This is a genomic window from Pseudoalteromonas sp. ND6B (genome assembly GCF_000764215.1).
GTDB classification, from domain to species: domain Bacteria; phylum Pseudomonadota; class Gammaproteobacteria; order Enterobacterales; family Alteromonadaceae; genus Pseudoalteromonas; species Pseudoalteromonas tetraodonis.
In genome coordinates this window covers 1-20,917 of record NZ_JQFL01000021.1, presented here as the reverse complement: position 1 = coordinate 20,917, position 20,917 = coordinate 1, and the positions used below count along the sequence as shown (strand labels likewise).

At 40.7% G+C, this 20,917-nt stretch carries 17 protein-coding genes; 9 read left to right on the top strand and 8 right to left on the bottom strand.

The window, feature by feature from the left end; translation table 11 throughout:
- Positions 1-10 precede the first annotated feature (10 nt).
- Positions 11-2,641 (top strand): glycosyl hydrolase family 18 protein, encoded by a 2,631-nt coding sequence (locus ND6B_RS13590; protein WP_033102963.1) that lies wholly within the window; start codon positions 11-13, stop codon positions 2,639-2,641.
- Between the two features lie 78 nt (positions 2,642-2,719).
- On the opposite strand, the gene ND6B_RS13595 is transcribed toward ND6B_RS13590, so the two are convergent.
- Positions 2,720-3,202 (bottom strand): putative 4-hydroxy-4-methyl-2-oxoglutarate aldolase, encoded by a 483-nt coding sequence (locus ND6B_RS13595; RefSeq protein ID WP_013463007.1) that lies wholly within the window; start codon positions 3,200-3,202, stop codon positions 2,720-2,722.
- A 339-nt stretch (positions 3,203-3,541) separates the two neighbouring features.
- Between ND6B_RS13595 and ND6B_RS13600 the strand changes: the two genes are divergently transcribed.
- Positions 3,542-5,005 carry a carbon starvation CstA family protein gene (locus tag ND6B_RS13600; RefSeq protein ID WP_013463008.1) on the top strand — a complete coding sequence of 488 codons (1,464 nt, stop codon included), beginning with the start codon at positions 3,542-3,544 and terminating at the stop codon, positions 5,003-5,005.
- A 72-nt stretch (positions 5,006-5,077) separates the two neighbouring features.
- On the opposite strand, the gene ND6B_RS13605 is transcribed toward ND6B_RS13600, so the two are convergent.
- Positions 5,078-5,596, bottom strand: coding sequence for a TetR/AcrR family transcriptional regulator (locus ND6B_RS13605; protein WP_013463009.1), 519 nt, complete (start codon positions 5,594-5,596; stop codon positions 5,078-5,080).
- 178 nt (positions 5,597-5,774) lie between these two features.
- Here ND6B_RS13605 and ND6B_RS13610 point away from each other — a divergent pair, with 178 nt between their 5' ends.
- The 3 genes from ND6B_RS13610 to ND6B_RS13620 all read left to right on the top strand — a co-directional run bounded on the left by ND6B_RS13610 (position 5,775) and on the right by ND6B_RS13620 (position 7,624).
- On the top strand, positions 5,775-6,395 hold the full coding sequence (locus ND6B_RS13610; protein WP_016900120.1) for a glutathione S-transferase: 621 nt from the start codon (positions 5,775-5,777) through the stop codon (positions 6,393-6,395).
- 14 nt (positions 6,396-6,409) lie between these two features.
- Positions 6,410-7,102, top strand: a complete 693-nt coding sequence (locus ND6B_RS13615) for a cupin domain-containing protein (RefSeq protein ID WP_033103030.1) — start codon at positions 6,410-6,412, stop codon at positions 7,100-7,102.
- 120 nt (positions 7,103-7,222) lie between these two features.
- Positions 7,223-7,624 (top strand): STAS/SEC14 domain-containing protein, encoded by a 402-nt coding sequence (locus ND6B_RS13620; RefSeq protein ID WP_013463012.1) that lies wholly within the window; start codon positions 7,223-7,225, stop codon positions 7,622-7,624.
- A gap of 196 nt (positions 7,625-7,820) precedes the next feature.
- On the opposite strand, the gene ND6B_RS13625 is transcribed toward ND6B_RS13620, so the two are convergent.
- The 3 genes from ND6B_RS13625 to ND6B_RS13635 form a co-directional block, all read right to left on the bottom strand.
- Entirely contained in the window at positions 7,821-8,765 is a 945-nt protein-coding gene (locus tag ND6B_RS13625; RefSeq protein ID WP_033102962.1) for a carbohydrate kinase family protein, read from the bottom strand.
- Positions 8,766-8,890: 125 nt separating this feature from the next.
- Entirely contained in the window at positions 8,891-11,284 is a 2,394-nt protein-coding gene (locus tag ND6B_RS13630; RefSeq protein ID WP_013463014.1) for a TonB-dependent siderophore receptor, read from the bottom strand.
- Positions 11,285-11,451: 167 nt separating this feature from the next.
- Positions 11,452-12,681, bottom strand: coding sequence for an MFS transporter (locus ND6B_RS13635; RefSeq protein ID WP_013463015.1), 1,230 nt, complete (start codon positions 12,679-12,681; stop codon positions 11,452-11,454).
- A gap of 175 nt (positions 12,682-12,856) precedes the next feature.
- Here ND6B_RS13635 and gtfA point away from each other — a divergent pair, with 175 nt between their 5' ends.
- Positions 12,857-14,329 carry a sucrose phosphorylase gene (gene gtfA, locus ND6B_RS13640; RefSeq protein WP_033102961.1) on the top strand — a complete coding sequence of 491 codons (1,473 nt, stop codon included), beginning with the start codon at positions 12,857-12,859 and terminating at the stop codon, positions 14,327-14,329.
- Between the two features lie 73 nt (positions 14,330-14,402).
- Here the strand turns inward: gtfA and ND6B_RS13645 are convergent, their stop codons facing one another.
- Positions 14,403-15,434 carry a LacI family DNA-binding transcriptional regulator gene (locus tag ND6B_RS13645; protein WP_033102960.1) on the bottom strand — a complete coding sequence of 344 codons (1,032 nt, stop codon included), beginning with the start codon at positions 15,432-15,434 and terminating at the stop codon, positions 14,403-14,405.
- Between the two features lie 81 nt (positions 15,435-15,515).
- Entirely contained in the window at positions 15,516-16,409 is an 894-nt protein-coding gene (locus ND6B_RS13650) for an AraC family transcriptional regulator (protein ID WP_033102959.1), read from the bottom strand.
- 204 nt (positions 16,410-16,613) lie between these two features.
- Here ND6B_RS13650 and exaC point away from each other — a divergent pair, with 204 nt between their 5' ends.
- From exaC to ND6B_RS13665, 3 genes are all read left to right on the top strand, one after another.
- Complete coding sequence (exaC, locus tag ND6B_RS13655) at positions 16,614-18,134, top strand: acetaldehyde dehydrogenase ExaC (RefSeq protein WP_033102958.1); 1,521 nt, start codon at positions 16,614-16,616, stop codon at positions 18,132-18,134.
- A 696-nt stretch (positions 18,135-18,830) separates the two neighbouring features.
- Complete coding sequence (locus ND6B_RS13660) at positions 18,831-19,661, top strand: hypothetical protein (protein ID WP_033102957.1); 831 nt, start codon at positions 18,831-18,833, stop codon at positions 19,659-19,661.
- Positions 19,662-19,754: 93 nt separating this feature from the next.
- Positions 19,755-20,171: a hypothetical protein gene (locus ND6B_RS13665; RefSeq protein ID WP_033102956.1), complete on the top strand. Its 417-nt coding sequence runs from the start codon at positions 19,755-19,757 to the stop codon at positions 20,169-20,171.
- 32 nt (positions 20,172-20,203) lie between these two features.
- On the opposite strand, the gene ND6B_RS13670 is transcribed toward ND6B_RS13665, so the two are convergent.
- The coding region (locus ND6B_RS13670; RefSeq protein ID WP_033102931.1) for an IS256 family transposase at positions 20,204-20,917 on the bottom strand (714 nt) is incomplete at its 5' end.

Sequence of the window (20,917 nt, the reverse complement as noted above, 5' to 3'; positions counted from 1 at the left end):
AGAGAGAAATATGAATATTAAACAATTAACCGCAGCTATGGGTGTTGCACTATTTGCCGGTTCTGTATCGGCAGCGCCTTCTACACCAAGTATTAATTGGGAGCCACAGCAATATTCGTTTGTTGAGGTAGACCTTGAGGGAAACGGCTCTTACAAACAGCTGGTTACCCGTGTTGAGCAAGTTAATATCAACATTGAATGGAGTGCGTGGAGCGGTGATGGCGGCGATAGCTATAAAGTGTACTTTGATGACATGCTAGTGAATGAGGGCACGCTTGCTGCTGGTTCTAAAAGTGGCACTATTTCATTCCCTTATGATAAAGCAGGCCGCCATACAATGTATGTTGAGCTATGTGAAGGCGGCACGACCTGTGCGAGAAGTGCGGGTAAGCCAATTGTAATTGCTGACACTGACGGCGGACATTTAGCACCATTACCTATGGATGTTGACCCAAATAACCGTGATATTGGCGTTAAGCAAGATTTAGTGACGGGCGCTTACTTTGTTGAGTGGGGGATCTATGGCCGTGATTACGATGTAACGAATATGCCAGCACAAAACCTGAGTCATATTTTGTATGGCTTTATTCCAATTTGTGGGGAAAATGCGTCGTTAACTGGCGGTCCTAAGCGCGCACTGGAAACAGCCTGTGCGGGCTCTGCAGATTACGAAGTGGTTATTCACGACCCATGGGCCGCAGTACAAAAAGCATTGCCAGGGGTTGATGCTAAAGATCCCATTCGTGGTACTTACTCGCAGTTAATGGCACTAAAACAGCGTTACCCAGATATTAAAATTTTACCATCTGTAGGTGGTTGGACGTTATCAGACCCATTTGGTGGTTTTACTAATAAAGCAAACCGCGACACCTTTGTTGCCTCAATGGAAGAGTTTTTAAGAACCTGGAAGTTTTACGATGGTGTTGATATTGACTGGGAATTCCCAGGTGGTGACGGCCCCAATCCTGATATTGGCGATCCAATTAACGATGGCCCAGCCTATGTTGCATTAATGCAAGAACTACGCGCTATGCTTGATAAACTTGAAGCAGAAACGGGTCGTACTTACGAGTTAACCTCAGCCATTGGTGCTGGTTACGATAAAATTGAAGATGTAGATTATCAAGCCGCAAGCCAGTACATGGATTACATTTTTGCCATGACCTATGACTTTTATGGCGCATGGAGTAACGTAACCGGTCATCAAACTGCACTTTACTGTGGCGAGCATATGAGTGTTGGTCAATGTAATGGCACTGGGCTTGATGAAAATGGCGAACCTCGTAAAGGCCCTGCTTATACCACCGATAATGCAGTACAGCTATTACTTGCGCAAAATGTACCATCGAAAAAAATCGTCGTCGGCACAGCCATGTATGGCCGTGGTTGGGAAGGTGTTTACCCGCAAAATGCAGCGATTGATGGTAACCCAATGACCGCCCCTGGTAATGGCCCGTTAAAAGGCTCCACGGCACAAGGTGTATGGGAAGATGGAGTTATTGATTACAAGGGCGTTAAAGCCAATATGATTGGTGCGGCAGGCACCGGTATTAATGGTTTTGAAGTGGGTTATGATGAGCAAGCACAAGCCGCTTATGTATGGAATCGCTCAACCGGTAAACTAATTACTTATGATAGCCGTAAATCTGTGCTGGCCAAAGGTGCGTATGTTAATCAGCATAACTTAGGCGGTTTATTTGCATGGGAAATTGATGCTGACAATGGTGACATTCTAAATGCAATGCATGATGGCTTAGGGGGCGTAGTTGCGCCGCCAAGTAATAAAAAACCGGTTGTTTCAGTGTCTTCATCTGTGTCTGTTAATTCAGGCGAGAGCATCACAGTAACGGCTTCTGCAACCGATGCAGATAACGATCCACTGAGCTTTAGCTGGAGTGCTGATAGCGCGCTAGTAGTATCTGGACAAAATACATCATCACTGGTTATTACCGCGCCAACAGTAACTGCAGATACACAGTATGTTGCAACCGTTGCGGTATCAGATGGTCAAGCAACAGTGAATCGTGATGTTGTTGTTAATGTTATTGCGCCAACATCAGGCGGCGAAAATACAGCACCGAGTGTTAATGCAATTGCTAATGTTAGTGTTGACGAAGGCGCATCAGCAAGTGTTGCTGTAGTTGCAAACGATGCACAAAACGATGCGCTTACATATACGTGGACAGTACCAACAGGCTTAACGTTAGTGGGCAGCGGTGCAAATGTGAGCATTGAGGCAGGCGCTGTAGATACAGATACAAACTTCACTGTTTCAGTTGCAGTCAGTGATGGCGAATTAACTACAACACAAAGCTTTAGCGTAACAGTGACAAATGGTGATACTACCACTCCACCAACAGGAGATTGGGATGCGAGTGTTGCATACGTTGGTGGCGATGTCGTCACTTATAACGGCGTTGAATATAAAGCAAAGTGGTGGACTCAAGGCGAGCGTCCTGATTTAGGTGGTGCGTGGGAGGCAACAACACAGCCTACAGATGGTACGGGTGTCGAAGTTTGGCAGCCAACGGCTATTTATAACAGTGGTGATGAAGTTTCTTATCAAGGTAATAAGTACCAAGCTAAATGGTGGACTCAAGGGAACGAGCCAGGCGTAACCGATGTATGGTTAGCACTTTAATGTAAAACCTTATTGTTTGATTTTATAAAAAGCAGCTTTCGAGCTGCTTTTTTTATCGCGAACAGTCACTTTGATTGTTCAAAACAAGGCTTTATTACTAATAATTAATCCATTGACATCAGCATACACCCAATCACCGGTATTAATTGTGGTGTTTAACATATTAACCGGGTGATCTTTGGCACCTAAACCGCGCTTAGTGGTGCAGCGCGGCGTAGCGCCTAGCGCCATCACGGGTAAATCAAGCGTGGCAAGAATTTCAATATCGCGGCAGCAACCATTAATAATAATGCCTTGCCAGCCATTTTTTAGGGCTCGCTCTGCAATCATATCGCCAATGAATGCAAAACGCTTACTAGCAAAGCCATCCACAACCAACACTTTGCCTTCACCATTTTCATGTAATATGTTGCCAGCAAACGAGTTATCGTCTGGGCAGGTGACAGTCACTACTTGACCATAAAAGAGAGTTTTATTACCAAAGTGTTGCAAGCCACTGTCAGCGACTTGCACATGGTCGCGATGTTCATCGTATAAATCGGGCGTAGTAAACTGTGTCATTGAGGGCATCCTTGTTTTTTATAAAGCCACGTAGGCCAACGGCAGTACATTAAAAGTAGTAATAATGTTTATCGTAGGCTAATTAATCATTCAGGTGTAGCTATTGTTGTAAATTGGCGTATAGATTTTAGTCGCAATATAAGCACTTTTAACGTTTTTTTATAAGTAACTTATGCTGTTACTTAGTTTTATTTTTTTAAATAAATTTGATTTTGCCAGAGCATTAGCCAAACGTCTCATTGTTGCGTGCTTTTTCATATGCTACGTTCAATTGTTATTTTAAAATTTGGGCTGCAATACTTGGCCCTATACACACATACAAAAAGAGAAGCGTGCTTTATGATCATCTTTTTTATTTGCCTAACTATTTTAATATTAGGCTATAAGTTTTATAGCCCGTTTGTTGAAAAGCAAGCGGGCATGGATTCAACGGTCGACACACCACAAAAACGCTTTAGCGAAGGTGTTGATTACGTTGCAATTCACCCTGTTCGTGCATTTTTGATTCAATTTTTAAATATAGCAGGCGTAGGCCCCATATTTGGCCCAATATTGGGTGCATTATATGGTCCGGTTGCGCTTGTATGGATTGTGCTTGGTAATGTTTTGGGTGGCGCTGTACACGACTTCTTCTCAGGAGTAATGAGTATAAAAGAAGACGGTAAAAGCTTACCGGAAATAGCAGGGCACTACTACAACGTTGTATTTAAAGGCTTTATGCTTATTTTTACTGCGATGCTACTATTTTTTGTTGGTGTTGTATTTATTATGAGCCCGGCAGGATTATTAAGTAACCTTGATATATTTAAGGATACAATATTTGCAAATAATACCTTTTGGGTTTTGGCCATTTTAGCTTACTACTTTTTAGCCACGTTATTACCCATTGATAAAATCATCACTAAGTTTTACCCTATTTTTGGTTTGTTAATGATTGTAATGACAGTAGCTATTGCGGTATCACTGCTAATAAACGCACCGCATTTACCAGTAGCGGGCGACTTTTTAGCATACTTTGAGGCTGATCACGCTCATGACTTCTTAGCACCAAATCCTGATGGACTGCCCACTTGGCCGCTGCTATTTATAACCATTACCTGTGGTGCTATTAGTGGTTTTCACTCAACGCAAGCACCTATTATTGCTCGTTGTTTAACCAACGAAAAATACGTACGCCCAGTTTATTATGGTGCGATGATGTGTGAAGGTATTGTAGGTTGTGTATGGGCATTAGCGGGTATTGCTGCATTCCCTGAAGGCTATGCGGGTTTAAAAGCTATGCTTGATTTAGGCGGTCCAGGTTTGGTGGTTAACCATATTGCAAACAGCTACTTAGGTGTATTTGGCGGTATTATGGCAATTATTGCTGTTGCTGTTTTCCCTATTACGTCAGGCGATACGGCGTTTCGTTCACTGCGCTTAACCGTGGTTGATGCGTTTAGTATTCCGCAAAGTTTACGTAATCGTTTATTGCTAGCAATCCCTATTTTAACCATTGCTTACTTTATGACTAAGCTCGATTTCTCTGTGATTTGGCGCTACTTCGCATTCTCAAATATGCTGCTTTCAACCAGTGTGTTGTGGCTTGCGACCAAGTATTTATTTGACCGTGGTACATTCCACTGGATCACTAGTATACCAGCAGTAATCGCTACAGCAGTGACCTTGTCATACATAATGACTGCGGCAATAGGGTTAAACTTATCAAGTGATTTAGGTAAACCGATTGGTGCAGCGGTGGCTGTTATAGGGTTTATTGTATTAGCTGTTGTGCATTCAAAGCATAAAGTGCGTACGGCTTAATAAATCGTAATCTCAAAAATGTAAAAGCGAGCCTTATAAAGGCTCGCTTTTTTTATACTTGATCGCCAATCGCTAAAAAGTGGCTTGTTCGAAGTAGCTGATATCATCTAGGGTTTTACTAATCATCATCGCCCCCTCTAATAAGCTCACTGTTTGTATTGCCGCGCGAGCAGGGTTTTTTTCACCATTCGCAGCGTGTGCTTGGGTTAACCAGGCTAAATTTTTATTAAAAAACCGCTGAACTTCAACCCGCACTTTATCAGGTAGGCTGTCGCTTTCTGCGCCGAGCAAGCCACATAAACACATTTTTTTATCAATCACGAGTGCATTTCTAAATAACTGAGTGTAAATATCAATAGGGTTTTTACCGTTTGCTTTGTGTGCCTCTGGTTCACCAAGTACAGCGATAAAGGCATCGGTATATTGATGCGCAAGCTCTGCACCTAAATCAGCTTTAGTTGGAAAGTGATAATGCACACTGGCACTTTTAATACCAATTTCATTGGCCAACTCTCTAAAGCTAAAATTGCTATAGCCACCAAGTCTAACTTTGTTTTCTGCTGCTTTTAACAGGGCTGCTTTTTTTGTCATTTTAAACTTCCTTCATATCGCTGCAAAAAATTATCAACCAGTAGGTAGTTATTTTCAAGCTCTTTTATTTTTAGTTTGCAAAGGTCGAGATCTTAATATAAATTACCTACCAGTAGGTAGGTAATTTATTCTTGCCAGTATTAGCTCAAACTGTGATTAAAAATATAAAGAGATAATTATGAAAATTTATGATGTAGAAAACTTTCCTAATCCATTACGTGTACGTATTGCGCTTGCTGAAAAAAAGGCGACTGATAAAGTAGAATTTGTTGCTGTCGATTTATTAAATGGTGAGCACCGTACTGAGGCTTTTTTAGCTAAAAACCCCTTAGCAGGCGTACCTGTTTTAGAGCTAGATGATGGAACGTTCATCGCAGAATGCACCGCAATTACTGAATATATTGATACCGCTTTTGCAGGCCCTTCATTAACCGGTGTTGAGGCAAAAGAGCGTGCAGTGATTAATATGATGCAAAAACGTGCGGAGTCAATGGTACTTGATGCTGTAGCCACTTACTTTCATCATGCAACGGATGGTTTAGGCCCAGCGCTTGAAACCTATCAAAATGTTGCTTGGGGAGAAAAGCAAGGTGAAAAAGCGCGCCAAGGCTTTGTTTATTTTAATACAGTGTTAGCCAACTCTGCTTATGTTGCTGGTGAGAATTTCAGTGTTGCAGATATTACTTTGTACGCCGGTCTGGTGTTTGCAGGCTTTGCAAAAATAGCTATTCCTAGTGAGCTATCACATTTAATAGCATGGCAAGAAAAGGTCGCTCAACGTCCAAGCATTGCTGTTTAGATATGGAGTCAAATATGAAAATTGCAGCTGATTTTAACGAACGTGTTGTTGTACATAGCGAATCGTTAGAATGGATAGCCTCACCGATGGCGGGTGTTGATAGGCGTCCACTTGATAGAGTGGGCAATGAGGTTGCACGCGCAACCAGCATTGTACGTTATGCGCCAAACAGCCATTTTTCTGCCCATACACATACCGGCGGTGAAGAATTTATTGTGCTTGAAGGTGTTTTTCAAGATGAACATGGTGATTTCCCCAAGGGCTCTTATATTCGTAATCCGCCTGAGTCAAAACATACACCAAGCTCTGAAAACGGGTGCGTGATATTTGTGAAATTATGGCAGTTTCAGCCAGAGGATAGAGAGCATGTTCGCTTGCAAACTAATACCATGTGCAGCGTTCCTCACCCTGAGTTTAGTAATGTAAATGTAGTTTCTCTTTATAAAGATGCCTTTGAAGAGGTGAGTATTTTAGCATTTGCACCTAACAGTGAAATATCGTTAAACGCCTTAGGTGGGGGCGAGCTTTTAGTACTTGAGGGCTTGCTTGAAGAGCAAGGCGATACATTAGTACAGCACAGCTGGTTAAGAGTGCCGCCTAACAGCGAAATTAAAGCAACAGCAGGCAGTGAAGGAGCCAGAGTGTGGCTTAAAACCGGTCATTTAACAGATGTTGAAAACCAAATAGCACGGCTTAAAAATGCATAATTAAGCATTTAATTAAAATGGGCACAATAAAAGTGATGTGCCTGTTTTTTGATCTACTTCACTATTGGTTAATAAGCTATCACCTATACTTGATGCTCATATTATTGCGGAGTTCAGGTTATGGTAAATTTAACACACGGCTTATCTATTGGTATTGAGCGCTCAGGTTGCGAGTTTTTTTTAACCTTAAAAGCTATAGGTACACTCACTCATAAAGATTATGAAGTGATCACGCCGATGATTGACTCTGCGCTTGGTGAAGTTAAACATCCTATTGTTAATGTACTCATAGATGGTACTGAGCTTGATGGCTGGGAACTTAGAGCTGCATGGGATGATTTAAAACTTGGCTTAAAGCATAACAAAGAATTTAAAAAAATAGCCATATACGGCAACAAAGACTGGCAATCAACCATCGCTAAATTAGGCAGTTGGTTTGTATCAGGTGAAATTCAATATTTTGAGAACGCCACTGCGGCTTTAGAATGGTTAAAAAGTAATGATGAAGAAGCGGATGCTTAAATAAAGGCCATAATCGGCCTTTATTTTTAAAGTATTTATACCAATTCGTTTAATTAAGTGATCTATTTTAGGCTGGAAAACGTGTTGATAGCTAGGCAAAAAATTTGCTATTTAGTTGTTCTAAATGAGAATTTTTTAACGCAGATAGCGACACGTTTAGCCTCGTAAAATGATTAAGTATTATTGCGGATTGGTATTATACCTCTTGAAGTGTAGGTAATGCGGGAAATGCCCCCTTGGCTAAGCAGGCTTTAGAGCCACAACGCAAACCAAAACTTAAAGCGTGTTTTACTAGGTGCTCATTATTAATTTTTTCGATGAGCGGGCTATTTTCATCGGTGTGATTTAAATAATATAACACGCCTGCAATAAACGCATCACCGGCACTGGTAGTATCCACAGCATTAATGATTGGCGCCGATTCATTTAATATAAATCCCTTATGGTAAACCGTTGCCGGTGCAGGGCCATCGGTTAAAAATACCAATTTAACACCTATATTTAAAATAGATTGTAAGTAATCATCAGGTGCATGCTGTGTTTGCTCAGCTAAAAAGTTCAGCTCATCACGCGATAGCTTAACAATATCGCAATACGCATAACACGCGTGTACATTGTGTTCAATGTCATTGCTATTTTGCCACAAGCTATAGCGTAAATTTACATCAAAGCTAACGAGTTTATGGTTGTTTTTAGCCAGCTTTAAAGCACACACGGTGGTGTTTGCAATGGCTGGATTGGTTAACGTGTTGGAACAAAAGTGTAGGGTACTCAATTCATCCCATTTGATATGGCTTAAGTGATCACTCGTTAACAGTAAATCGGCGGTATTGTGGCGATAAAAATTAAAGCTGCGTTCACCGGTTTCATCTAAACTCACAATAACCACGGCCGTTTGAGAGTCTTTAATCGTAAATAAGTACTCTGTACTTACTTTATATTGCTCAAGCGATTTACTTAATTGTTTAGCAAAGTAGTCATCACCCATACCGCCACAAAAAGCAGCCTTGCCGCCTAACTTTGCATAACCTACCGCTACATTGGCAGGGGCACCTCCTGCAATGGGCAAATAAGCACTGTTTTGAGAATCTTGTGGCAGCATATCAATAAGTAGCTCGCCGAGGCTAAGTAATTTGGTCATAGTGTAAATCCTAAAAAACCCAGCAGAGCTAGGTCAAAATTCAAGGGAGAATTATTAAAACTAATTAAAGTTAGTGTAACAATCGCTGAAAAACATAGCTTCAGCGCTTGTTACACTAAAGATGGTTAGTTAAACGCGTATTTAAGCGTTATTGATGTTGTGCGGCCATTAATAGTACGGGCGCGAATAATGTTATTATCTGGAATTGAGCCTTCTTCAGCTTCTGTAATACCTACCGTATCGAATAAGTTATTTACATTAAGTGCAATATTAAGGTTTTCAGATAAATCGTAACTTACAAAGCCATTTACTTGAGTGTAACCGTCAAATTTAAGGTCGTTATTGTCTTGAGCGTAAGCATCAGTAGTACCAATAAAGTTGACACCGGCAGCACCTTTATCAAAGCTATAACGAGCCATTAAAGAGTAGATTAAATCAGCTTGGCGGCGTGGCGTATTACCTACCACTTCAGGGGTAAGTGCATCCTTAGCAATTTCTGCATCAGTCCATGTTAAGTTACCACGAAAATCCCATGCATCGATGAAGTAAGTTGATTCAATTTCAATCCCTTTTGCTTCGTACTCACGGTCAAAAAAGGTTTGCGATGTTGCTTCAAAGTTTTGCTCTTCTGTTTCTGCATAAAACGCTGTTGCAAAAACTGAGAGTGAATCAAAACGTTTTTTAACCCCAAATTCATACTGGTTTACTTCATCAACGGCATCTTCATCAGCAACCGAACCGTCAGCGCGTACTTTACCAAATAAAAGTCGGTCAGCATTTGCACGGCCACCTTTACTCAATCGTGCAAATGTCGCAAGGCTTGAATCTATTTGGTAGTTAGCCCCAATTGAATAGGATGCATAATCCCAATCGTAATTTACTGGGCTAGCATTTGCGGTATCAATGCCTGCTACATTTTGTTCAGGAACTGAAATCACTCCATCGCGATTCATATCGACCGTTGAGGTAACGGCACCTGCATAGTTGCCGCGTGCTTCACCACTATCGTAACGAGCACTTGCGTCAATACTTACATCACCCACTTTTGTTGAAAATGAAACGTACGGGGCGCGGGTATCGTATTCTGTATCGTAATCACGCTGACAACAGTTACCCCAAAAAGGCGTTCCGTATGCATATAAACCATTTTCAGAAAACGCTGTACCATCGGCAGCTGTTACATTTAGTAGCGCCGCATTATCGCCCTTAAGCTCCATTAGGTAAGAGTTCCATAACCATGACATAGCAATATTTTGTGTTGAAGCATAGTAACCAAACGTAACGCTTGTATCATCGCTTAGTGATTTAGTCAGTTTGAAGTCGTTTACAATAGAGTCAAAGTCGTTCATTGTGACGTCAAACGTATGAATACGCATAGCTAAATCGTCATTAAATGCAGCTCCGGTATTGGCATTACTAAGCGTTGCACCTGCGCCGCCAATACTTTGTGCAATAGCAGTCGCGCTGCCTACTTCAGCAGGAATAAGTGAATTAAAGTTACCGCTAACAGAGGATTTACGAAAACGGTTTTCAATACGCCAATCGTTATCTAAGTCAAATACAGCTTCAAAACCCACTGAGTCAACTTGCGGGTTCATGCCATCGCGAATATCGCCGCTACTAATTTGATTTTCGCCATTTAAACGCACTGTTTTAGTAAATAATGCTGAATGCGGGGTATCTGATTGTGCGTCAAACCCTGGGATTGAGTCACCATTTGCATACATTGGCATTGGTAAGTAACCCACGCTTTTGTCATCTAAATGTTTGTAATAAAGACGCACGTAACCGTTTTCAAAGTCTTTGGTAAGGTTGGCTTTAATTTGCCCACCTTTATTTGATGTGTAACCTGTTTCACGCGGGCCTTCACCTTGGCGCACAAAACCACCTACATGAAAACGTACGCTATCACTAAGGTAAGTGCCGTATTCAAAGTCTGTACGAATAGTGTCGTAATCAAGGCCCAGTGTTGTAGAAACACTGCCTGATTCGTTTTCACCATTTTTAGATATAAAGTTAATTATGCCGCCCGGTGCATTACTTGCTGCAGTCGAGGCCGAACCACCACGAATTGATTCGATAGTTTGTACGGTATTATCTAGGCGCATAAATATATCAGCGTTACCAAAAGCAATATCACCGTATTGCATAACGGGTAAACCGTCTTCTTGTAATTGTAAAAACTTAGCACCACCAGAGGCCACAGGTAAGCCGCGTACAGCAATGTTTGCGTTACCTTCACCGCCGGTTGACTCTGAGCGTACGCCCGGAATAATTCTAAACGCTTCAGCAGTTGAACGCGGTGTAGATACTTCAACTTGAGCAAGCGATAAACTGCTCACTGATGAGCTTGATGCCATAATGGTTGTACGACGTGGTACACCGGTTACAACGATAGTCTCAAGACCTTTGTTAGCTTGCGCTTGTGTGTTTTGCTCTTCTTGTTGTGCATAAACGCCTTGGCTTACAGCCAGCGCTAAAGCACTCATTAAATATAAAGGTGTGTTGTGTGTTGTCATGTGAACGCCTCGTTTTGTGAGCCCGAAGGGGTTTGTTATTTTTACTTAATCGATTAAGTAAAAATAACAAATCTTTTACAATAAGCAAATTATTTTATTCTTTATTTGCTGTTTTTTTACTCATCTATTGATTTATATAGTGTTTTTTTAGCCCCCAATTTGTTGATTTACTCAGTTATTAGGTTGCTCTCTTGTAAAGCGCTGGCTGATGGGTCACGGAAATAGTTAAACAGCATCGCTAAAAATAAAATAATGGCAAAGCCGGTTGCAAGATAAAAACCATAACGTACATGACCAAAGTAATCGCTGATCATACCCATAAATAAAGGCGCTAATGCGGCTGAAAGTGCAGTGAAAAATAATATAACCCCAGCAACTGCGCCATGTTGTTGTACCGGGAAGCACGATATTCCTTTGGAGTTTAAGGTCGGGTAAACCATCGACATAAATAACCCTGAAAGCGGCAATAAACCAACAGCCCAATCAACGCCACCGACTAAAGTACCCACATAACACAGTGCAATACCTAAACTTAAGTAAGCCATAACACCTTGCCAGCTATAGCGGTTTAATAACCACACAGCAATAAAACGACCTGCGGCACGCAGTATAAAAAATATGGTGAGTGCATAGGTTGCCAAAAGGGGCCAAGAGCCCGTGTAGTCTTTTAACAGCGTCGGCATCCATACGTAAATGGCAACCTCGGTTGCAACATAAAGCGCAATGGCGAGCGAAAAGCCAAGCGCGTAGGGGTTTTTAATCATTTTCATGGTAGTAGCAAGTGAAGCGGGCTTTTCAGTGCTTTTAACAACGCTCGGATACTCTGCACGCCACGCTAAAAACGCTAAAATTAAGCACATAATGCCGGCAATAATATATAAATAAGTCCAACTTACATTTTGTACCAGTAATACACCAACAAGTGCAGGTCCAACAATGGCACCAATACCAAAAAAGCCTTCTACTTTGTTCATGGTTTTAGTGTGCTCTGCGTTGCTATGAGAAATATCGCCTAATAACGCCAAAGCGCCGGTTTTAAATAAGCCAATAGCTAAACCAATACAGCAAAGCAAAAAAACAAAAAATATAAAGCTGCTACTAATGGCGAATAAAAAGCAACTCGCAGAAAATATTAATAACCCAAGCATAATCGTTTTTTTACGCCCGAGGCTATCGGCTAAAAAGCCTAAAAATAATCCGCTAAAGGCAATGAGTGCCATAGGCGCATAGTGGAATGCGCTGGCTTGGGTCATGCTTAAACCAAATTCAGTTATGAGCTCGGGAATGATCATGCCAACGGCATCGGAGGTCATGGCAAACATAAAAAACATCATATATGTGAGCCAGCGAATTTGTTGCAACGGATCGCTGCTTACGTGTGTGTGTGATTTTGTCATGTGCTTTTCCTCGTTAAATGCGTTCTTAACACTCAGTAAGTCAGTCAGTTACTGATTATAGTATTAATGTCGCCACGATATTTGTATGTAAAATTTATAAAAATAACTTGTAAATTCGTACGTGCTAGTTAAAGATATATCTTAATCGATTAAGTTTCAACATGGTAATCACACAATGATGAAGAATAAAGTTCAATTGATCACATACGCTGATCGAATTACTGGCCAAGATATAAATGCACTTACCACTCTTTTACATGGCCCATTAGAGGGCGTTTTTGGTGGTGTGCACTTATTGCCATTTTATAACCCAATTGATGGCAGCGATGCAGGCTTTGACCCGATTGATCATAGTGAAGTTGATTCTCGAATCGGTACTTGGGACGACATAAAGGCACTCGGTAAAGACCATGATTTAATGGCTGATCTAATAGTGAACCATGTGTCGGCGCAATCTTTTCAATTTCAAGATGTGCTGGCTAAAGGTAAAGCGTCAGCATTTTGGGATTTATTTTTAACCAAAGAAGACGTGTTTCCCAGTGGTATGAGCGAGGCTGAGCAGCAAGCTATTTACCGTCCACGCCCAGGCAGTTGTTTTACGCCAATGAAATGCGGTGATGGTCAAACATATGATTTTTGGACCACTTTTACCGACAATCAAATTGATATAAACGTAAAAGTAGAGGCGGGAATTGCGTATTTAAATAATGTACTTACTAAGTTCTCTGCTAACAACGTTAATATTATTCGTTTAGATGCAGCGGGTTATGCTATTAAGCAGGCGGGTACTAATTGTTTTATGCTAGATGAAACGTTTGGCTACTTAGATAACTTATCAAAGCAAGCCAACGATTTAGGCATGGAAACCATTGCAGAAATTCATAGCCATTATCAAACACAAGTAGATGTAGCTAAGCGCGTTAATATGGTTTATGACTTTGCGTTGCCACCACTAATTCTACATAGCTTGTTTAATAACAATGCGGATGCATTACTCAAATGGCTAAAAATATCGCCGCGTAACTGTTTAACGGTACTTGATACCCATGATGGCATAGGCATTATTGATGCAGGCCCTATGGGTGAAAAACCAGGCTTATTAAATGCAGAGCAAATTGATAACCTAGTAGAAACCATGCATGCAAATAGTAACAATCAAAGCCGTCAAGCAACAGGCGCGGCTGCCAGTAATGTCGATTTATATCAAGTAAACTGTACTTATTACAATGCATTAGGCGCTAATGATTATGACTATTTGCTGTCGCGCGCAATTCAATTTTTTGCGCCAGGTGTACCGCAAGTTTATTACGGCGGCTTATTTGCCTGTGAAAACGATATGGAACTGTTAGCAAAAACCAATGTTGGCCGTGATATAAATCGCCCATATTTGAACGCGGCTAAAATAGAGCAAGCCCTTAATAAACCGGTAGTAAAAGGGCTCATAGAGCTAATTAAAATGCGTAATGAACATCCCGCATTTGCAGGTGAATTTTCGGCTCAAGGCGGCGCAAGTGTTTGTTGTTTAATGTGGAAGCTTGAACAACAATCAATTTCATTGAGGATTGACTTTGCAAGCCGTATTGCACTTATTTCGCAGGTTAATGGCACTCAAGAAAGCACTCTAAACTTACAAAGTTTATTGGCTTAAATAGCTTTATTTGTTGAAAATCAAAAGCCAAGCAGCCTCTGTTTGGCTTTTTTATTTGCTTTATTAACAGTGCTTAGCTACTTGCACCAATATCGAGTGCGTAACCTACTTCATATTGTTTTTCTTCTTTAGAAATAAATAAGTTAGCAGCCATAACGCCCTTTTCTTGGCTATTTTGATGAATTGTAGTGAGACGAGGTACAAAACGAGCGGCTTCTTCTATGCCATCAAACCCCACAATACGCAGCTCACTGCCTATTTTTATCCCTTGTTTTATGGCTTCTCGCATGGTGGCAAGGGCAATTAAATCGCTCATGCATATAATCACGTTAGGGCGAGGGGAGGCTGTTAATACCTCTTTTGCGGCAATATTTGCAAAGCGCTCACTGCTTTCAGGAATATTCCAAATGCGGTCGTCGGCAACCGTTATATTAGCCTCACTTAAGGCGCGTTGATAACCACGCAAACGTTGATGCGAAATAGATTGGCCAGTTTCAAATTCGTGATGTTCGTATACCCGGCACAATACATTTTCATCAAGTAATCTTAAGCCTAATATAGCCACTTTATCATCTTGATTATGTAAAACATGTTTGGCTATTTCATAACTGGCTTGCTCGTTATTAACATTAATTGAGGCGTTACGGGCAATGTCAAAATCAACCGTCACCACATGTTTAGAGATTGTTTTTAGTTGCTCTACTAGTGCTTTATTGCGCGGGCGACCATAACAAATAAAGCCATCGACAAAATCAACAACGCTGTTGAGATTATCACTATTGCCTGAAAACAATAAAACATTAATATTGTTTTTTTCAAGTACCGAGGTTACTCCCCGCATAAAACTGCTCGCAACAGGGTCTGATACCATGTATTCCACGCTATCAGGAAGGACTAATGCAACAATATTAAACGTGCCACTTCGCAAAGACTGCGCCGCTTTATTAGGGCCATAATACCCTAGCTCTTTGCACGCTTTAAGTATGGCTTCGCGGCGTTTAGCAGAGAGTTGATCCGGGCGATTAAACGCATTTGATACCGTAGCATTAGACACACCTAATTCTTTGGCAATACTCTTTAATGTCCAGCGGGTGGGTTTACTCATCGGTGACTCATTACTACTTACAACATTGCAAACAATCTAGCATATTAGGCTGTTTAATATAACAAAAACTGTTGTGTTAGGTTAGTGGCGACACGCTTTTGGTGCAATACCAAAAGTTTGCTTAAATAAACGACTAAAATGACTGGCGCTATTAAAACCCAGGTCGTAGCACACTTTGCTTATAGCTTGGCCTTCTAATAAAAGCGTGCGGGCTTTTTTAAGCCTAAGTTGTTGCTGCCAAAGGGCAGGGCTAGTACCAAAAGCAAGTTTAAATTGCTGGTAAAACTTACTACGACTCATACAGGTTATTTTGCATAAGGTATCGATGTCGAGTGTGTCGCTTAAATGCTCTTCAATATAATGCAGTGCATCACTCACGTTACTTTTTAGGCGCAGCTTATCACAGTTTGCCAGCAATAAATCACGGCTTTGTTGTTGTAATAAACGGGTGATCAATTCGTTTAACGATAAATCAATTAAGTAGTGTCGCTCAGCGCCTTGCTCACTAAATAAATGCACCATGCGCTCTAATAACTGCTGCGTTTGCGTATTATGTCGGGTATGCACTAAATTAGGGGTGTATTCAAACAAGGCATCGTTTGCAAAATTTTGCTGCATATTAAGCGCATTAGCCACATTGGTTATTTTATCGGTGCTTATTTCAATGGCTAAACAGGTGGTGGGTGCGTTCATACATGCATGCGGAAAATCAATCAGCACGCTTTGCTCAGGCGCTAATACAAACGATTCATGTGGTAAAAACGCTTTGTGGTATTGACTGCTCTCAACATGCATTATTTTTTTACCACTGAGCATAGCGCAAAACAGTAATTCGTTTGAATGCAGCGCCACTTTTTGCGCACTTTTATAGGTATCGTAAATACTTAGCTCGGAGTTATCGGCAGCAAAGGTCACTTTGTTTTCAATCAGTACATCAAGTTGTTGGCGTTTTTTATTTAACTGAGATGTGTGCATGTTCAGCCTTTTTTAATCGTTATAGAGCGTTTTTAATATGGACTCACAGACAACTTTTTTGGACAGCTAAGCAAGTTTTTAAGCGCTTAATGGTCTAATGTCAATCAATACCGATTAAATATAAAGCAACTAGCTACATTACTCTAACAAGTTGCTGGTATTTCGGCTTAGACTTTTAGCTAACAACAACAAGAGAACACACATATGATTTACGCAAATCCAGGCACAGCAGACGCACTCATCACATTTAAACAGCAGTATGGTAACTATATTGGCGGCGAGTGGGTTGAACCCGTTAATGGTCAATACTTCGAGAATATTAGCCCTGTAAATGGCAAAGTGTTTTGTAAAATTCCCCGCTCTGACAAAGACGATATTAATTTGGCGCTTGATAAAGCGCATGCCGTAAAAACGCAGTGGGGCACCACCTCAGTCGCCGAGCGTAGCAATATACTATTAAAAATTGCCGACCGTATTGAACAAAACTTGGAGCTACTTGCAGTGGCCGAAACATGGGATAACGGCAAAGCGGTTCGCGAAACTCTTGCCGCTGATATTCCACTGGCCGCCGATCACTTTCGTTACTTTGCCGGTTGTTTGCGTGCTCAAGAGGGCAGCATTGGCGAGATAGACGAAACCACGGTGGCGTATCATTTTCATGAGCCACTAGGCGTTGTAGGACAAATTATTCCGTGGAACTTCCCATTATTAATGGCCGCATGGAAATTAGCGCCTGCACTTGCAGCAGGTAACTGTGTAATATTAAAACCAGCCGAGCAAACACCTGCCTCAATCTTAGTGTTGATGGAAATTATTGGCGATTTACTGCCAGGAGGTGTTTTAAATGTGGTAAACGGCTTTGGTAAAGAAGCAGGTGAAGCACTGGCAACCAGTACGCGGATTGCTAAAATTGCTTTTACAGGCTCAACTCCTGTGGGCTCACATATTTTAAAATGTGCAGCCGAAAATATTATTCCTTCAACGGTAGAGCTTGGGGGGAAATCACCTAATATCTTCTTTAGCGATGTTATGGAAAAAGACGACTCATATTTAGATAAGGCAATTGAGGGTGCCATTCTTGCCTACTTTAACCAAGGTGAAGTATGTACTTGTCCATCACGCTTGTTCATTCAAGAAGATATTTATGAGCAATTTATAGAACGTATTTTAAAACGTACTAAACAAATTAAACGTGGCAACCCGCTTGATAGTGAAACCATGGTAGGCGCACAAGCCTCTAAAGCGCAGTTTGATAAAATTTTAAGCTACATTGAAATTGGTAAAGAAGAAGGTGCTGAAGTATTAACTGGCGGCCATGTTGAGCAATTAAGCGACGAGCTAAACGGCGGGTATTACATTCAACCTACACTATTAAAAGGACGTAATGACATGCGCGTGTTCCAAGAAGAAATTTTTGGCCCCGTTATTTCAATGTCGACCTTTAAAGACGAAGCCGAAGCACTTGAACTGGCTAACAGCTCAGAATTTGGTTTAGGCGCAGGGGTATGGAGCCGTAATATGAATCGTGCTTATCACTTTGGTCGCAAAATAGAAGCAGGTCGTGTATGGACTAATTGTTACCATATGTACCCAGCACATGCAGCGTTTGGCGGTTATAAAAAGTCTGGTATAGGCCGCGAAACGCACAAACTCGCGCTTGATCATTACCAACAAACTAAAAACTTGCTAGTAAGTTACAGCGAAGATCCGCTTGGCTTTTTTTAATAACGCGTTTTAGTTTAAACAAACAACCTATAAGTAATGAAAGCGCTACATTTTTGTAGCGCTTTGTTTTTTAAAACCCAATACCCATTGCATTAAATTAGTGGCCAATTATAACAATAAAGAAATGGCTTAATAATGAGGCGAAAAAATCTCAGTGAATTATCCACATAGAGGGTAAAGAGACGCTGCGCTTTTAGAGGTACAAACAAATAATCAGATTTTAGACATCAGGCATCAGTAAATGTTTTTTGTTGAGACATAAGGTATCCACACAGCAGTGTAAGGTTTGTATATTTCGGCTTGTTGGAGTGATAACCTCAGATATTGCGACGAATGAAATAGTTCGAACGAGTTAGCTTCCTAGCTTGCTTCATCAAATCAACGAGTTAACCTGCTTAGCGGCCTAGTTTATTAGCGACTGTACGAGCGATAAATACCCTTGCTTAACGATTAAACATTAGGTTTAATGGATAGATAATAAACGCTGAGCAATGCAGGGAAAGCTTAAATTATAATAGGTAAGCTGATTTAGCTAGAGCTTCTAAAAAGCCTTTCTTTTATATGAAAAGTCCATAGCATAAACAATACCAACTCTGACACACCGAGCAGGTAGCGCCTCAGTCCAACAAGCGACACTACAACACAAACTGCGTGTCGCATAAATGCTAAAATGTTAAGATTTTTATGGCGGGAGCTATGAGTAAAATATCTGAACGGATAAAACATACAAAAATTACGCATGGCTACTGCTTAATATGTGGTACACATGGGAAGTTGTCCATTGATCATGTTCCCCCTCAAGGGGCTGTTACAATAACAAAAGTTGAACAAAGACATATCAGTGAAATGATGGGTATCAAGGCTACTTCTATCAAAGGTGTTCCATCTACAAATGGTAGTAAATTTCGTACTATTTGTAATAAATGTAACAGTAAAGTTTTGGGCGTAGTTGACTCTGAAGTTGCACTGGTTAGTAAAAATTTAACTTTAAAAATAAAAGATCATTTTCAGTATTTTAATAATATTTATAATTCTGTCTCTGTTAATATAAACTCATTAAATTATGCTCGTGCAATGATTGGGCATATTTTAGCAGCAACATCAGTTACTGAATGCTTTCAGCCATCTGAACCCACACCATACTTTACTCCTCTTCAGAATTTCGTTTTGGGTGATGACCATGCGCTTGATGAAACACATGATTTGTATTTTTGGTTTTACCCTCGAGATCGGCATGTCAGTGCAAAATATGTTCATTTTGTAAATAAAGGGCATTCTGCTGGTATTAGCTTGTTGGCATTTTATCCTTTGGCATTTCTAATTACACCTAAAAATGCAGGTATATATCCAGCACATGCACAGAAGTTTGAGTTAACAATGAGTAGACTTGTTCTTAATTTATCGTTACATAACATAAAATATGTAGATTTTCCATTTGTTGAATTACATGGAAACTCAATGTATTTATTATCTGAGCATCAGGCCGTAATTAGCTATCCTGTTAAAAATAAAAAGTTAAAAAAATAAATTTAAACTTAACTAAAACAGTGGGTTAATTTTTTTTCGCTACACATTATAACCCATTGTTGAGTCCGCTTAATATGACTTCAGAGGTTTTTTATGGATTTTGACTTCGACACAATGGATCGAGTAGAGAAAGGTTTTTCAGGTTTATTCGTAACTTTATCCATGACACAGAGAAAAATCAGAGAATTACTCGCCGAGCACTCTGATGGGAAAGTACTAAAAGGAGATGAGCTAGTAGGATGGCTGGGTGAAATCTATACAAAAATTATTGTAGGTGGTTATCTTGTAGATGATAGCTTCGAGCATGATGTTGAGACAACTACTGGAATGGCCATTTCGGTTAAAACACGTCGTGGTACAAATAGTGGGTGGACTCGAACTAGCGCAATCCCAAAAATTGAAGGGGAGGAAGTCCCCTCGCATTTGATGTTTGTGCACCTTAACGAGGATTATGTTGTTTCTGAAATGTGGCTATATCCTTGGCAAGATTTGATTGAGCAAGAGCGCTGAGGGCGTTCAGAATTCTGTGTCAGCCTAAGTTGCTAAATATCTAGCACACCATCTAACCTACCTTCGAAGTGGATGGCCAATTGCGACAATGTCAGATTCCAATTATGGATTGGCATTGTCCATTTCTTCGAGGCATTCAATATGCCTGCATACAATAATTTCATCAAGCTGTTTTCATTAGGGAATGCTCCCTTAGTCTTGGTGAGTCGTCTAAACTGGCGATGTACAGCTTCAATTGCATTTGTGGTATAAATAGCTTTACGCACGTAATCTGGATACTTGAAGTAAACCGACAGATTGCCCCACTTACGACGCCAAGACTCGATAACGATAGGGTATAACTTGCCCCATTTGGCATCTAATTCGGCGAGAGCGGCTTCTGCTGCATCTTTAGTGGCTGCCTTATAAACGGGTTTCAAGTCAGCCATAAACTCTTTTTGGTGCTTTGAAGCAACATACTTCATCGAATTACGAATTTGATGAATAACGCACTCCTGCACTTCGGCGTCAGGATAGATTGTTGCTATTGCTTCAGGGAAGCCTTTTAGTCCATCAACACAGGCAATTAAAATATCGGATACACCACGATTATGTAAATCTGTTAATACTGATAGCCAATAGTTAGCCCCTTCACTTTCAGAGATATATAAACCAAGTAACTCTTTGCGGCCCTCGATATTGACACCTAGTACGGTATAAATAGCCTTACTCACGTAGCGCCCATTTTCTTTAATCTTATAATGAAT

What these genes read in the sequence shown, in the direction of transcription:
- ND6B_RS13620 (WP_013463012.1), top strand. Translation starts at nt 7,223, where the DNA reads ATGGTAAATTTAACACACGGCTTATCTATTGGTATTGAGCGCTCAGGT.
- ND6B_RS13645 (WP_033102960.1), bottom strand. Translation starts at nt 15,434, where the DNA reads ATGAGTAAACCCACCCGCTGGACATTAAAGAGTATTGCCAAAGAATTA.
- ND6B_RS13590 (WP_033102963.1), top strand. Translation starts at nt 11, where the DNA reads ATGAATATTAAACAATTAACCGCAGCTATGGGTGTTGCACTATTTGCC.
- gtfA (WP_033102961.1), top strand. Translation starts at nt 12,857, where the DNA reads ATGATGAAGAATAAAGTTCAATTGATCACATACGCTGATCGAATTACT.
- ND6B_RS13600 (WP_013463008.1), top strand. Translation starts at nt 3,542, where the DNA reads ATGATCATCTTTTTTATTTGCCTAACTATTTTAATATTAGGCTATAAG.
- ND6B_RS13650 (WP_033102959.1), bottom strand. Translation starts at nt 16,409, where the DNA reads ATGCACACATCTCAGTTAAATAAAAAACGCCAACAACTTGATGTACTG.
- ND6B_RS13610 (WP_016900120.1), top strand. Translation starts at nt 5,775, where the DNA reads ATGAAAATTTATGATGTAGAAAACTTTCCTAATCCATTACGTGTACGT.
- ND6B_RS13605 (WP_013463009.1), bottom strand. Translation starts at nt 5,596, where the DNA reads ATGACAAAAAAAGCAGCCCTGTTAAAAGCAGCAGAAAACAAAGTTAGA.
- ND6B_RS13630 (WP_013463014.1), bottom strand. Translation starts at nt 11,284, where the DNA reads ATGACAACACACAACACACCTTTATATTTAATGAGTGCTTTAGCGCTG.
- ND6B_RS13595 (WP_013463007.1), bottom strand. Translation starts at nt 3,202, where the DNA reads ATGACACAGTTTACTACGCCCGATTTATACGATGAACATCGCGACCAT.
- ND6B_RS13660 (WP_033102957.1), top strand. Translation starts at nt 18,831, where the DNA reads ATGAGTAAAATATCTGAACGGATAAAACATACAAAAATTACGCATGGC.
- exaC (WP_033102958.1), top strand. Translation starts at nt 16,614, where the DNA reads ATGATTTACGCAAATCCAGGCACAGCAGACGCACTCATCACATTTAAA.
- ND6B_RS13625 (WP_033102962.1), bottom strand. Translation starts at nt 8,765, where the DNA reads ATGACCAAATTACTTAGCCTCGGCGAGCTACTTATTGATATGCTGCCA.
- ND6B_RS13615 (WP_033103030.1), top strand. Translation starts at nt 6,410, where the DNA reads ATGAAAATTGCAGCTGATTTTAACGAACGTGTTGTTGTACATAGCGAA.
- ND6B_RS13635 (WP_013463015.1), bottom strand. Translation starts at nt 12,681, where the DNA reads ATGACAAAATCACACACACACGTAAGCAGCGATCCGTTGCAACAAATT.
- ND6B_RS13665 (WP_033102956.1), top strand. Translation starts at nt 19,755, where the DNA reads ATGGATTTTGACTTCGACACAATGGATCGAGTAGAGAAAGGTTTTTCA.